Origin of the sequence: Vibrio algicola (assembly GCF_009601765.2) — a bacterium.
In the GTDB taxonomy this organism is placed as follows: domain Bacteria; phylum Pseudomonadota; class Gammaproteobacteria; order Enterobacterales; family Vibrionaceae; genus Vibrio; species Vibrio algicola.
The window spans coordinates 2,013,293-2,028,843 of the sequence record NZ_CP045699.1; the positions used below are offsets into that span (position 1 = coordinate 2,013,293).

Consider the following 15,551-nt stretch of genomic DNA (forward strand, 5'->3'; position numbering starts at 1 on the left):
CCTGTGCTAAGGCAATAGATAGTCAATAGATAGGCAGTCCCGCTTTTAAAGCATACTGGTTAAGAGCGACTTATTATTACCCTTGCACACTTCTTAATACCACTTTAAGTAAATCAAAGTCTGCCGCCAGGTCTTGTGAGAGTAATTCCATCGCACCATGTTTAGCTAAAGGCGCAGGCACATCGATATCCGAGCCTAAAATCTCATCCACCACTTCTTTAAACTTAGCCGGATGCGCGGTACATAAGAACAACCCAGTTTCACCTGCTTGAAGTTGTTCAGTCAATACTCGATACGCGATCGCACCGTGCGGTTCACATAAGTAGCCCAGTTGATTAAGGTCTACCACAGATTCAGCGCTTTGTTGATCGGTTACCATCCCTTTACCTAAGGTATCTAAACCCCAACCTTTAATCCGGCACAGTTCTTCAATTCGTGGCCAATTGTTTGGTTGACTGACATCCATCGCATTCGAGGTGGTGGCAACGGTTGGTTTAGGATCCCACTTACCGGTTTCAAGGTAGCGCGGTACGGTGTCATTAGCATTGGTGGCGGCGATAAAGCGTTTAATCGGTAAACCTAATGCTTTCGCCAGTAAGCCGGCCGTTAAGTTACCAAAATTACCACTTGGCACTGAAATCACTAGGTTTTCACGTTCCGCTTTGCTCATTTGAGACGCGGCTTCAAAGTAGTAACAGATCTGTGCCATCAAGCGACTAATGTTAATTGAGTTCGCCGAGTTCAAACCAATTTCTTCACGTAACGCTTGATCATCAAACGCTTGTTTCACTAACGCTTGGCAGGCATCAAAATCGCCATCAATCGCCACGGTATGAATATTCCCGCCCAGCGTACAAAATAGTTTTTCTTGCAGTGGGCTGATCTTACCTTTCGGATATAAGATCACCACATTAATGTTTTCCATACCATAAAACGCATGCGCCACCGCCGCGCCAGTATCACCCGATGTGGCGGTTAAAATCGTGATTTTTTGATTTTTATCAGCAGTGACGGCAGCCAGTGATTGCGCCATAAAACGACCACCAAAATCTTTAAACGCCAACGTCGGGCCATGGAATAGCTCCAACGCATAGACGCCATCTTTAACCGATTTAATCGGTGCTGGGAATTGGAATGCCGCATCCACCAATTGAGCCACTTGCTCACTTGATAACTCATCACCAATTAATGCCGATAAAATCTTACTGCTACGCGAAATAAAATCTTCTGCTAGCAGCGCATCGATATCATCAAATTGTGGGATATCGGCAGGAAAAAACAACCCTTGGTTACGACCTAATCCTTGGCGTACCGCTTGGCCGAAAGAGACTTGCTCATCATTTTCTTTGATATTGTACAGCTTCATAATTCACTTCCTGTTACGCTCGAACCATCCTTGTCTAAGCGACAAATATGCACGAAACCTTCTTGGTTTTGTAGGTAATTTTCTTCTAACCAGTGAGCCACACGCTCTGCCACATCTTTTTTCGAACAAATGGTAAAGATAGTTGGCCCTGAACCTGAAATGCCACATGCTAACGCACCGGCCGACATCGCATATTGTCGCGCATTAGCAAAGCCTGGTAATAGCTTCTCACGATACGGTTCGGCGATCACGTCTTTGATAAGTTTGGCAGCCAGTTCAGGTTGCGCCGAATGACAAGCGTGAATAAAACCGCCCAAATGCCGACCATGAGCAATAATATCTTGGCGGCGATATTGCGACGGTAAAATAGATCGCGCTTCAGCGGTCGAAACTTTAATCCCCGGATACGCCATCACCCAATACCAGTCATCAAAACACGGTACTTGCTGACTAATAGTGCCTAATTCTTCTAGCATCAATTGTAAGCCGCCTAAATAGCATGGCGCCACATTATCATAGTGAACACCACCTGAGATCTGGCCTTCCATTTCGCCCATTAACGCCAGTAACTCCATCTCATTAAGAGGCTGGTGATGGAAACGGTTTAACGCATCAAGCGCCGCTACAATCGAACAAGCACTTGATCCCAACCCCGAACCAATCGGCATGTTTTTTTCAAGCGTCATGGCTAACGGTTGCAAATCAATGCCTTTTTTCTCAAGCTCGCGCGCAAACACACGCCAGCAATCATAAACGATATTTTCTTTCGGATTGGTGGGCAGTTTACTCACAAAACTACCGGCGGTTTTTAACTCAAAAGGCGAGTTGCCAGATTCAACTAATACGCGGTCACCTAACAAGGTGCCATCAATCGGTGACACTGCCGCGCCCAAAACATCAAAGCCGACACTCACATTACCAATTGAAGCGGGGGCATACACCACTACACTTTCATTTTTTAATGTCATGATCAGACTCCTAATTTCCAGCCAAGGGTGCGCATAACATCCGAGAACACTCCCGCTGCGGTCACTTGAGTACCCGCGCCGTAACCTCGCAACACCAATGGGATCGGTTGGTAATAGCGGCTATAGAAAGCCAGCGCATTCTCACCATCTTTAATTTTGTACATAGGGTCATCATCGTCAACCGCGATCATTTTTACTCGGCATACACCACCATCAATGCTGCCAACATAACGCAATACTTTGCCTTCGGCTGCCGCTTTGGCCGATAACTCAATAAAGTAACCATCAGCTTGTGGCAAACGCGCCATAAATTCATCAATGCTGCCTGAATCATCAAATCCCGGTGGTAATGCTTGCTCAACAATGACATCGTCTAACTCAAGTTCCATTCCAGCTTCACGGGCAAGAATAAGCAGTTTACGCGCCACATCCATTCCCGATAAATCATCCCGTGGATCGGGTTCAGTAAAGCCATTATCATTAGCAATATTAGTCGCTTGACTTAAAGTCATGCCCTCATCCAGCTTGCCGAAGATATAGGATAACGAACCGGATAAAATGCCATTAAACTTCTCGAGCTCATCACCGGCTGAAATCAAATTCTGCAAGTTTTCAATCACCGGAAGACCTGCGCCAACCGTGGTTTCATACATGAGTTTACGACGAGTACTGCGCGCAGTTTCACGTAATTGATGGTAGTAACTCATGCTAGCGGTATTGGCTTTCTTATTCGGGGTGACCACATGGAAACCGGCGGCAAGAAAGTCAATATATTGATTGGCAATAGATTCGCTTGAGGTACAGTCCACCAGCACAGGGTTGATAATATGATTACGTTGCACTAATGCGATCATGCGAGCAAGACTAAACTCTTCCGTCGCGTGCCCCATACGCTCACGCCAATCATCAAGAGGCAAGCCTTCACTATCTAGCAATAAACCTTTTGAATTTGCCAGACCACACACTCGGATCACAATACCTTTTTCAGCTAGTTTGGCTTGTTGACGTTGGAATTGATCGACAAGTTCGCCGCCGACACCACCAAGACCGACCACAAACACATCTAAGAAATGCTTAGAATTAAACAGATTTTCATGGCACGCTTTCACCGCCACTGCGATGCGATCTTCTGGGATCACCGCTGAAATCGCGCGCTCAGATGAGCCTTGCGCAATCGCCACCACATTGACATTCACTTCAGCTAACGAGGCAAAGAACTGTGATGCCACGCCACGCGCGGTGCGCATTTTGTCACCCACTAAGGTCACAATTGCCACATCATCGGTAAATTCAATAGGATCCAGCAGATGATCTTTTAACTCAAGCTCAAAGGCTGCCTGTAAGGATTGCTCCGCTTTGAGTTTATCGGCGGCTTCAATACAAAAGCTGATGCTGTACTCAGAAGACGATTGAGTAATAAGGACAATTGACACACCCGAAATCGACATCGCGCCAAATACTCGGCTCGCCATGCCTACCATGCCCTTCATGCCAGGACCTGACACATTAACCATGGTTAGATTACTTAACGTGGTGATGCCTTTTATTGCTAAGTTATCTTCACCGGTGTCTTGACCGATTAAAGTACCCGCGCCTTGAGGATTAAAGCTATTTTTGATTAAGCATGGAATTTGAAATTGTGCGATAGGGGCAATGGTTTTCGGATGCAGTACCGAAGCGCCAAAGTAAGACAGCTCCATCGCTTCTTGATAACTCAGCGATTTCAATAAACGTGCATCTTCAACTAAGCGTGGATCGCAATTATAAACGCCATCGACATCGGTCCATATTTCACAATAATCGGCGCGCAAACAAGCCGCAAGAACTGCCGCAGAATAATCCGAGCCATTACGCCCTAGGGTAACCAGTTCACCTTGAGCATTACCAGCAGTAAAGCCTGGCATAATATTGATATGACCTTGAGGTAACGGGTTATGTTGGAAATTCACCGTTGACGCATCAACATCAACCATAGCTTCAAGGTGATCGCCTTTGGCCAATAAGTAGGCCACCGGATCAATAAGACTGGCAGATTTACCTTTAGCTTCAATAACCGCTTGCATCAGTTTGATCGAAATCCTTTCGCCTTTACTGATGATTCGCGCGTTAACATGATTGGGGCACATACCAAGTAAGCTAATACCATGCACATACTGGCGCAGCTGCAACATTGAGGTTTTAACTTGAGCATCGAAATTTTTATTTTCTAGGTTGCCTATTTCCGCTTTAATCGCTTTAAACAAATCATAAAATGACTGCTCTAGCTCATCTATTTGTAATTCAGCCTCACCGTTTTTTAATGTCGCTTCAATGACTGCAACTAACTTATTGGTTGTTTTTCCTGGAGCTGACAATACAACTGCCACTTCTTCCTGTTGGGCATTATTAATAATAATGTCCGCGGCTCGTAAAAATCGATCCGCATCGGCCAATGATGAGCCGCCAAATTTTAATACTCGCATCCCTTCCTCCGGTATTCCTTAGTTTTAATCTCGCATAAAAAAGGCCCGTATCTGGTGAGAGATACAGGCCTTTTTTTGAAAACTTTCGCTTACCAGCCTGCTCCAACATTTATAGTGTCGGTAATAATAATGGTGGTGCTGGTCATCATCATAGCGCTAGTCGAAAACATATAAAAAATCTACTTAACTTAAGAACTGATACTAGAAATACCGATTTAAGCTCGATGAGTCAATCAAAACTTCATTTTATTAGCATTAAACTCGAATCCCCCCAAAAACACACACATTACAATTGGCTAATTAATCATTAAAAACCCACAGGTAAAACCTAATGATAAATAATAATTAGTGATTAATTTTGCATAATTCATCTAAATAAGTTGATATGAGTAAATGTAATAAAATGTGGTAAAATGTGGTAATTTTACTTATTTAACATCGTTCAAATTCACTTATCTTGCTTGTATTCAGTATTAAGTTACCTTGTCTAGCTTGATTCCATTGATGCAAATCAACAAAGTTAATATTAGTTAACAATCGGATATTGTTAGCAGCCTGTTAAGACTGTAAACTCTCTTTCATCAGTCGACATTCCAAATGATAGAATGTTGGTTTGGTCTATTTGGTACAAGTATTGATATTAAAGGTAATTCATAATTGGTTGCTTTATATAACAATGACTTAACCAACTCATAATCAAGCTAACAAAATGTTATTTTTTAAACTAAAATTACTTATATTATTCACGATTTAGGTACTCCTATGCATACCCCACAAATTCTTATCGTTGAAGATGAGCAAGTCACACGCAATACGCTCAAGACTATTTTTGAAGCAGAAGGATATACTGTCTTTGAAGCCATCAATGGTGACAACATGCACCAAATCCTAACGGATAATCAAATTAACCTGGTCATCATGGACATTAACTTACCAGGTAAAAATGGCTTATTACTCGCTCGTGAATTGCGAGAGCAAGCAAACGTTGCTCTTATGTTCTTAACCGGTCGCGACAATGAAGTCGACAAGATCCTTGGTCTTGAGATCGGCGCTGATGATTACATCACTAAACCGTTTAACCCTCGTGAACTGACTATTCGTGCGCGTAACTTGCTACAACGCTCAATGAATCAAGGTGAAGCTCAAGAAGAAAAACGCAGTGTCGAAAAATATGAATTTAACGATTGGACGCTCGATATTAATAGCCGTTCTTTGGTTAACCCAGCAGGTGAAAGCTACAAGTTACCTCGCTCTGAGTTTCGCGCCCTACTTCACTTTTGTGAAAACCCAGGCAAAATCCAAACTCGTGCAGACTTACTGAAGAAAATGACCGGTCGTGAGCTTAAACCACATGATCGTACTGTAGATGTTACAATTCGTCGCATCCGCAAGCATTTTGAATCGGTAGCAGATACCCCAGAAATCATTGCGACCATTCACGGCGAAGGCTACCGCTTTTGTGGTGAGTTAGCAGAGTAACTAAATTAACTTGTATTGCTAAGTTAAGCGTTAATAACCGGCTTAACTTTATTCAATATTAAGAATGATTTATTTATCGCCTCAAATAAAAAACCTCGCATTATTACAATGCGAGGTTTTTTTATATTCAAGACTCATTTAATATTAATGAGAGTAACTCGATCATCAGGTCACTGGAAAATCACCGGTAGTGACTGTCATCGGAATAAGTCTCTAATCCCCTTCCTAGTATGATTTAGCTAAATGCTGCTTCAGTTGTTCAATATCGGCTTGATAATTTTGTTTGATTGCATCAATCCACGACACCACACTTTGCTGCCAATCTTCTCGTTCGGGAGATTGCGCTTTTTGAGCCAATTGCTGCAAGCGTTTTAATCCAACCGATCCTGCTGCGCCTTTGATTTTATGCGCTTCTGATTCCATATTATGCTTATCCCAACGCTCGATATAACCATCAAGATCGGCTAGGTATTCAGGCAGTGCTTGGGCAAACATATCCAAGCCCTCCAGCATAGGTTTGACCCCAACAATCTCGATATAAGATTCTAGCATTTCAATATCAAACAACTCAGACGATAAGTCACCCACAATCGGAGCTTCTGCTACTATCATGGAGTCCACAGGGTCAGATATAGTGAGCTCAGTTTCAAAGCTAGTTGCCACTGATTTATTCTCTTTCAGATGATGTTCAATACAGTCTTCGATAACTCGATAAATGGCTTTGACGGATAATGGCTTGCTGATCGCATCATCCATACCATTGGCTAAGTATTCACTTTTATCTGTCATCGAATTAGCGGTTAATGCCACTAATGGCGGCAAGTGTGCATAACGCTGACGCAGGATTTGCGCAATATCAAAACCGGTCATATCCGGCAATTGAATATCCAATAATACCAAATCAAAATTTTCTGGATTAAAGCGTTGTAGAGCCTCTTCTCCGCTCATTGCTACTTCAACTGTATGACCTAAGTTTTCTAGCACTGATCGGGCGACGGTCACGTTGAGTTCGATGTCTTCCACCATAAAAATACGCAAACTCGACTGTGATTGATAATGGCTAGATGGCATCGCGGCCACTTGAGCGACAGGCACACGAATCGAGACATTAAAGGTACTACCAAAGCCCAGTTCACTCGATACCGAGATCTCGCCATCCATGCGATGAATGATCTCTTGCGACACCGCTAAACCAATACCGGTTCCGACCGCGTGTAAGTTATCTTTGCCCGATTTCACTTGATAATACATGCCAAAAATACTGTCAATTTCAGATTCTGGGATCCCAATGCCAGTATCTTCAATTTCAAATTCAATATTGGCATATTGCTCATCATAGTCGGCGCTAATATTAACCGTTACCCCACCTTCTTTAGTGAACTTCATCGCGTTGCTGACTAAGTTCCACAATACTTGGCGCAGACGTGAGGCATCAATACTGACCCCGCTCGGCAGTGAGGTCAGGCGCTCCATATCAAAGCGCAAGCCTTTTTGCTCTGCCATAAGATGAGAAATAGTTTCAATATCGGTGATAAAACTCGGAAAGTCGGTATCCACCGGCAGCAGTTCTAATTCACTACGATCTAACTTATCTAAATCAATAACATCATTAAAAATATGGCCTAAAGTAATGGCACTGACATTAATGGTTTGCATATATTGATGCTGCTCAGTATCCAGCTTGGAATCTAACAAAATACGACTTAACCCTACAATACCATTTAGCGGAGTTCTTAGCTCATGACTAATGGTGGAGATAAATTTGGTTTTATCTTGGCTGGCTTTGACTAACGCATCTTGGTATTGCTGACGCTCAGTAATATCACGTCCAAAGCCGACCAAGCCTAATAACTCGCCACTTTTGCTGTAAAATGGCAATTTACGAAATTCAAAACAAGCCTTTTTACCATCGGGATAACTAAGCCAGATCTCATAAGTCAGCTCTTTATTGTCGGCAAATACTTTGGCATCGGTGGCTTCAACTTGTTGGCGAGTAGTTTGATCGGAATACACATCATAAATAGATAAACCGACTAATTGATTCAAGGTTAAACCGACTAAATCTTCAAACGCTTTATTGCAGCCCGAAAACTCACCATGGGTATTACGGTAGTAAATTAAATCGGGAGAAGCATCGATAAATGAACGTAATAGCGCGGTTCGTTCCGCTAATTCTACTTGGGTTTTTTCCCGTTCAAACACTTCGTTTTCGAGATCTTGCATCGCTTCTTCACGCGCTTCTTCGGCTTTTTCTCTCTCTTCTATTTGTTGATTCAGCTCTTCAATATTTTGCTGGAGCTTTAAATGCAACTCAACATCGCGTGCGCGCATCTGTTTTAGCTTTTCAACTAATTGGCTTAACCGTTGGCGAGAGTCTTCTAATTGCTCCACCACCACGGTCATAAAATACACTGCCCATGGTGTCACTAATAAGCCAAAAAAAACTGAGCGTATAATTACCACATTTTCAATATCACCGCGTAATACCAAACTGACACAAGCTTGGATCAATACCGAAAATGAGACTAGCGCCGCCGCCAACAACATGGAAAATTTAACCAAACCAAGCTTAACCAATAAGTCGACATAATATTGAGCGAGGTTTTTAATTGGACTCATCGACGCCTCCCCTACGTGAAGCATGTATGGTTGGGGTGTAATCATCATTGAGTAATTGCACTTGAGTTTGCATCCGGCCTTTTTCTTTAGCTTGAGCTAGGGCATCTTCCGCCAGAGCGATAAATTCACTTTCTAGCATACTGCGCCTTGGGATCAAGGATGATACACCTAGACTAACGGTTAATTTATCTGAAATCGGTGATTTCGCATGCTCAATATTAAGATCCGCAATCACTTGATGGATTTTGTCAGCAATATGTAAACAGCCTGGCATTTTGGTTTCGGGGAGTAAGAACACAAACTGGCCATCGAGATAACGGGCGACTAAATCCGCACCACGTAATGGTACAGATTTTAGTGCTTGAGCGACTTTAGTTAAGGTGATATCGCCTTGCTCTCTACCATATAATTGGTTGTATTTTTTAAAGTAATCGATATCACAGATAATAATGGTAAACGGACTGCTTTGACGTAAGTGCAATGCCCAAATCGCTTTTAACTCCACTTCAAAGCGACGACGGTTAGCCACTTTAGTTAGCTCATCGAAAAAGCTTAACTGCTCCAGTTCCGCATTGGCTTGCGCAAGTTGTTGCTCTGCATGCATACGAGCGGTAATATCACGCGCCATCAATAAACAACCAGTGGTATTAGAGAGTGGATCGGTATACGGCGCTTTGACGATGTCATACCAATTTAATTCTCCCGCTGTATTTTCAGTGGTATCAACAAAACGTATGGTTTTCCCTTCTTTTAAAACCTCCAAATCCGACTGTTTAAAACGTTCGACTAATTCGATTGGCAATAAATTCTCTAAACGCTGACCGATCAGCATGTCGGGATTGGCTATCCCTAAAGAGTCGGCATACGGTTGATTACATGCCTCATGAACTCGATTTTGGTTGAAGATAGCGATCGGATCTGGAGAAGCATTCATCAATGATTGCAACATAGTGTCACGCTGAGCAAGTTCAATTTCCATATTTTGACGACGTTCCATTTCATAAAGAAAAGATTGTTCGGTGTTATACCACTCGGTCACATCGTGAGTAATGCCAATGGTTCCAATAGGTATCCCTGCATCTCCCATCAAAGCGCTAATATGGGTTTCAAGTAAACAACTTTCACCGGTTGGTAACGTGGTCCAACGTTTAACAGTGGCGCGCGAAGTTTGATCATCCCAACTTAATTTGGCACAACTTTCTGCTTCTCGCTCGAGCCAAAAACGGTCATACGCTCGATTGGTGCCTGATACTTGACCATTTGCATCTTTAAAAAACACCAGTTCCGATATCGAATCTAGCGCAAACTTAGCTAAATAATCTTTGATATATCCTTCCGAAGAGGGCGCTATATTATTGCTTACAGGTAGCGCATGATTGACAGCGGCGAGTTCATTCATTTTTCACCCATTTAAATTACATTAAATACTTTATTAAAATTGCCACCTACATAATACAAGGAAATCTACCATAAAGAGGTATTTATTCTTATCTACCTTCACATATTCGCAAGCCAATATTCACTCCCTTCTAATGTGGGCATATATCTAGAACTCTTGTTCTTAATCCACCAATCAAAACTAAGTGTTTGATCACATCATATCGAGACTAAACACAAAGATTAACGCTTAAATTTATGCGTATCACATAACAAAAAAGCAAGTTATCAACAAACCAATAATGGCAATATAAATTCAACTAATTGGCATAAAAAATCATTAATCCACGCTTTTAAGTATTTAATATTCAACAAATGTCAAAAAAATGTATCTATCGAGTAAAGTTTCGTTGGAATTACATAGTACAAAAATGTAGGATGTTTATACGAAACTGCTTTTTTCGTGATAATTATCACGCTAAAAGGAAAATATAAATCGCTAGATTTCGCCATATTGGCAATAGAAATCCCTGTCGATTTACTAAAATAGCAAACGAAACACCTATGGAATCATTTTTTTCGCACATATTTTTCTGCGAATAATGGAAAGGAATCGGGTTGATTTCCCAAGTTTGAGTGAGATCAGCAAAAGATTATAAATATATAAAGGACAAGTAGTACTAGTTGTGGGGCATGATGCCCAGCCTAGTTCTGCCATTAACTTGGAAGGATGTATCTATGGTAAGTAGAGAGCAAAGTACACAGGGATTGTACACTCCGGAATTGGAGCATGACGCCTGTGGAATCGGTTTTGTTGCCCACTTAAAAAACCGAAAATCTCATGCCGTGGTCACACAAGCCCTCGATATGTTGGCTCGTATGGAACACCGTGGAGGTCAAGGCTGCGACCCATGCAGTGGTGATGGCGCGGGTATTTTACTGCAAAAACCGCATGAATTTTTATTAGAAGAAACTGTTAAGCTCGGCATTCGCCTACCGTCATTTGAAAAATATGGCGTCGGTGTGGTTCTATTTCCTAAAGATGAATACAAGCGTCAACAGTGTCGCGATATTCTAGAGCGCAATGCGGCTCGTCTTGATCTCGAAATTATTGGCTACCGTGTATTGCCGGTTGATAATTCCATGATCGGTGAAGATCCCCTCAGCACCGAACCTCAATTTGAACATGTGTTTATTTCAGGTGGCCCGAGTACCACTCCTGCAGAACTGGAACGTAAACTTTATGTTCTGCGTAACTACACCGTTCGAGTATGTTTAGAGTCAGTTTCTAATATTGGTGATGATTTTTATATTAACTCAATGTCTTACAAGACTTTGGTTTATAAAGGGCAATTAACCACAGATCAAGTTCCTCAGTATTTCTTAGACTTACAAAACCCAAGCATGGTCACTGCACTGGCTTTGGTTCACTCTCGCTTTTCTACCAATACTTTCCCAAGATGGCGCTTAGCGCAACCATTCCGTTATATTGCACATAATGGTGAGATTAACACCGTGCGCGGTAACTTAAACTGGATGAAAGCACGCGAAGCTATTTTAGAATCCGACCTATTCACTCAAGCTGAAATCGACATGCTATTGCCGATTTGTTCAGAAAACAGTTCTGATTCCTCTAACTTTGATATGGCACTAGAACTGCTGGTTCTTTCTGGCCGTACTTTGCCACATGCGTTAATGATGCTGATCCCTGAAGCATGGCAAGAAAACAAAAACATGGACCCAGCTCGTCGTGCTTTCTATCAGTACCACGCCAATATTATGGAACCATGGGATGGCCCGGCATCAGTCTGTTTCACCGATGGTGTTCAAGTCGGTGCTACATTAGACCGTAATGGTCTACGTCCGTCTCGCTATACTGTGACCAAAGATGACTTCTTGGTTATGGCATCTGAATCTGGCGCAGTTGAAATTGCCCCAGAGAACATCGAATATCGTGGCCGCTTACAACCAGGGCGTATTTTTGTCGCTGACCTTGAGCAAGGCCGCATCATTTCTGATGAAGAAGTGAAAGATGGCATTGCCAATTCAAAACCTTATGAACAATGGGTCAACGATAATCTGTTAATCCTTAAACGCTTACCTGAAGCCGATAATATGCACCATCAGCCGTCAACCGCACGTTTACTGCAACATCAACAAGCGTTTGGTATTACTTCTGAAGAAGTGAAAGATATCATTCAAGTGTTGGCTGAAACCGGTTATGAGCCATTAATGTCGATGGGTGCTGACTGGCCGCTGGCAATTTTATCGCATCAATCACAACATCTGTCTCATTACTTTAAACAGCTTTTTGCTCAGGTAACTAACCCACCGATCGATCCGATCCGTGAGCGTATGGTGATGTCACTCAATACCTATTTAGGTCGTGATCATAACCTGCTAACCGAAACGCCAGAGCATTGCCAAAAAGTAGAGTTAGAATCGCCAGTATTATCCAATGCCGAATTGGAAAAATTACGCGCGATTGATAACGAGCACTTACAAGCAAAAACACTGGATATCGTCTTCCGTGCTACCGAAGAAAAAGGCAAGTTAGAGCGCGCACTAAAACGAATCTCTCAGTACGCTGAAGATGCTGTGGTCGATGGTTACTCTATCATTCTACTGACTGACCGCGCGGCCAACTCCAACCATGCTGCGATTCCAGCCATGCTGGCAGTGGGCGCAGTTCATCACCACTTGATCCGCAAAGGTCTACGCGCTAAATGTGACATCGTGGTTGAAACCGGTGATGCACGTGAAACTCACCACTTTGCGACCTTAATTGGTTATGGCGCTAATGCGGTTAACCCATACCTAGTAATGGAAACCATTGTTGATCTTCAGAAGAAGAAAAAGCTGGATCCTGAAACGCCATCGGATGATCTTTTCAATAACTACCGTAAAGGCATTAACGCCGGTCTATTGAAGATCTTCTCTAAGATGGGGATTTCAACGCTACAGTCTTATCATGGCGCGCAAATCTTTGAAGCGCTTGGTATCAACAAATCTGTGGTAGATAAATACTTCACCGGTACTGTCTCGCGCATTCAAGGTTTAACCATTGATGATATCGCACGAGAAGTTTTGGTTCGTCACCGTGTTGGTTACCCGACTCGTGAAGTGCCATTGCAAATGCTGGATGTAGGCGGCGTTTATCAGTGGAAACAACGTGGTGAAAAACACTTGTTTAACCCTGAAACCATTGCTTTATTGCAACAATCAACCCGTAATAAAGATTACAGTCAGTTTAAGCAATACACGAAAACCGTTGACGACCAAGGTGATAATGCAGCGACACTACGCAGCCAATTAGATTTCATTAAAAACCCAGCCGGTTCGATTCCTTTAGCGGAAGTAGAACCGATTGAAAGCATCTTAAAACGCTTTGCCACTGGCGCAATGAGCTTTGGTTCGATTTCGTACGAAGCACACTCAACTCTTGCGGTTGCGATGAACCGTATTGGCGCAAAATCTAACTCAGGCGAAGGTGGTGAAGACCCTATTCGTTTTGAGAAAAAAGACAACGGCGATTGGGAGCGCTCGGCAATTAAACAAGTGGCTTCGGGTCGTTTCGGTGTCACCTCTTACTACCTCACCAACGCAGCCGAGCTACAGATCAAAATGGCACAAGGCGCGAAACCGGGTGAAGGTGGTCAATTGCCAGGTGACAAAGTCGATGATTGGATTGGTGCAACCCGTCACTCCACCCCAGGTGTTGGTCTAATTTCACCGCCACCGCATCACGATATTTATTCAATCGAAGATTTAGCCCAGCTGATTTATGATTTGAAAAATGCCAACCGTGATAGCCGCGTTAACGTTAAGTTAGTGTCGGAAGCAGGTGTCGGGACCATTGCCTCAGGCGTTGCAAAAGCCAAAGCAGATGTGGTACTTATCGCCGGTTTTGATGGCGGTACAGGCGCATCACCAATGTCTTCTATTCGTCATACCGGTTTGCCGTGGGAGCTAGGCCTAGCCGAAACCCACCAAACTCTACTGAAAAACGGCTTGCGTAACCGCATCGTGGTTCAGTCTGACGGCCAAATGAAAACGCCGCGCGATTTAGCCATGGCAACATTACTTGGCGCAGAAGAATGGGGTGTAGCAACCGCAGCGCTCGTCGTTGAAGGTTGTATCATGATGCGTAAGTGTCATAAAAACACCTGCCCTGTTGGTATCGCAACTCAAAATAAATCATTGCGTGAACGCTTTGATGGCCGTGTAGAAGATGTGGTCACTTTCTTCCAATACTTGGCGGAAGGTCTACGAGAAATCATGGCTGAGCTTGGTTTCCGCACTATTCAAGAAATGGTCGGTCAATCTCACAAGCTAAAAGTGCGTGATGATATCCAACATTGGAAATACAAAAATCTCGATTTAAGCCCTGTTCTGTTTATTGAGAAACCGCGTGCTGAAGATGGTATTTACAATCAGAAGCAACAAAATCATGGCCTTGAAGCGGTGCTTGATCGCAAGTTAATTGAAGCGGCGCAACCGGCTTTAACTAAAGGTGAAGCGGTAGAGGCTGAGTTCCCTATCATTAACACCGACCGTAGTACTGGTACTATGCTATCGAATGAAATATCGAAAGTGTATAAAGATCAGGGCTTACCACAACCTATGAACGTTAAGTTCAAAGGCTCTGCTGGTCAATCTTTTGGCGCATTCTTAGCTAAAGGCGTCAAGTTTGAAGTCGAAGGCGATGCCAACGATTACTGGGGTAAAGGCTTATCTGGCGGTACTATCGTACTCTACCCAGATACAAAATCGACCATAGTAGCACAAGATAATATTGTGGTCGGTAACGTATGTTTCTACGGCGCCACCTCTGGTCAATCTTTCATTCGCGGCATGGCTGGCGAGCGCTTCTGTGTTCGTAACTCTGGCGCGCATGTGGTAGTTGAAGGCATTGGTGACCACGGTTGTGAATACATGACCGGCGGAAGTGCCATTATCCTCGGTTCTACCGGACGTAACTTTGCTGCCGGCATGAGTGGCGGTGTCGCTTATGTTTGGGACAAAGATGGTGATTTCGAAACCAAACTCAACGCTGAACTGGTCGATCTGGATCCACTAGAAGCAGAAGATAAAGCCTTGCTACGCGATATGCTCACCAAGCATGTTGACTACACCGGAAGTAGTGTAGCAGAAGGTTTCCTTAATGATTTTGACGCCAATTTAGCGCAGATGGTGAAAGTAATGCCACGCGATTATAAAGCGGTCATGTTAAAACGTAAGGCAGCGGTTAAAAACACGGAACAGTTGGAGGCAGTATAA

The 15,551-nt window shown here is 43.2% G+C and carries 7 protein-coding genes and 1 other annotated feature; of the genes, 2 read left to right on the plus strand and 5 right to left on the minus strand.

Going from position 1 to position 15,551, the window contains the following annotated elements; genetic code table 11:
• Positions 1-76: 76 nt before the first annotated feature.
• Genes thrC through thrA form a run of 3 tightly spaced genes read right to left on the minus strand, consistent with a single transcriptional unit; the run spans position 77 to position 4,796 of the window.
• On the minus strand, positions 77-1,366 hold the full coding sequence (gene thrC, locus GFB47_RS09210; RefSeq protein WP_153447717.1) for a threonine synthase: 1,290 nt from the start codon (positions 1,364-1,366) through the stop codon (positions 77-79).
• A complete protein-coding gene (thrB, locus tag GFB47_RS09215; RefSeq protein WP_153447718.1) occupies positions 1,363-2,334 on the minus strand; it encodes a homoserine kinase in 972 nt (323 codons plus the stop codon). Before thrB ends, thrC begins: the two co-directional genes overlap by 4 nt.
• 2 nt (positions 2,335-2,336) lie before the next feature.
• Entirely contained in the window at positions 2,337-4,796 is a 2,460-nt protein-coding gene (thrA, locus tag GFB47_RS09220) for a bifunctional aspartate kinase/homoserine dehydrogenase I (protein WP_153447719.1), read from the minus strand.
• A 34-nt stretch (positions 4,797-4,830) separates the two neighbouring features.
• Positions 4,831-4,947: a sequence feature (Thr leader region), on the minus strand.
• Between the two features lie 611 nt (positions 4,948-5,558).
• On the opposite strand from thrA, the gene arcA reads away from it, so the two are divergent.
• Positions 5,559-6,275, plus strand: coding sequence for a two-component system response regulator ArcA (arcA, locus tag GFB47_RS09225; RefSeq protein ID WP_153447720.1), 717 nt, complete (start codon positions 5,559-5,561; stop codon positions 6,273-6,275).
• Between the two features lie 225 nt (positions 6,276-6,500).
• Here arcA and arcB read toward each other — a convergent pair whose 3' ends face one another.
• Positions 6,501-8,894, minus strand: a complete 2,394-nt coding sequence (arcB, locus tag GFB47_RS09230) for an aerobic respiration two-component sensor histidine kinase ArcB (RefSeq protein WP_153447721.1) — start codon at positions 8,892-8,894, stop codon at positions 6,501-6,503.
• A complete protein-coding gene (locus GFB47_RS09235) occupies positions 8,881-10,293 on the minus strand; it encodes a sensor domain-containing diguanylate cyclase (RefSeq protein WP_153447722.1) in 1,413 nt (470 codons plus the stop codon). The genes arcB and GFB47_RS09235 overlap by 14 nt, the downstream gene beginning before the upstream one ends.
• A 716-nt stretch (positions 10,294-11,009) precedes the next feature.
• On the opposite strand from GFB47_RS09235, the gene gltB reads away from it, so the two are divergent.
• Positions 11,010-15,551: a glutamate synthase large subunit gene (gltB, locus tag GFB47_RS09240; protein ID WP_153447723.1), complete on the plus strand. Its 4,542-nt coding sequence runs from the start codon at positions 11,010-11,012 to the stop codon at positions 15,549-15,551.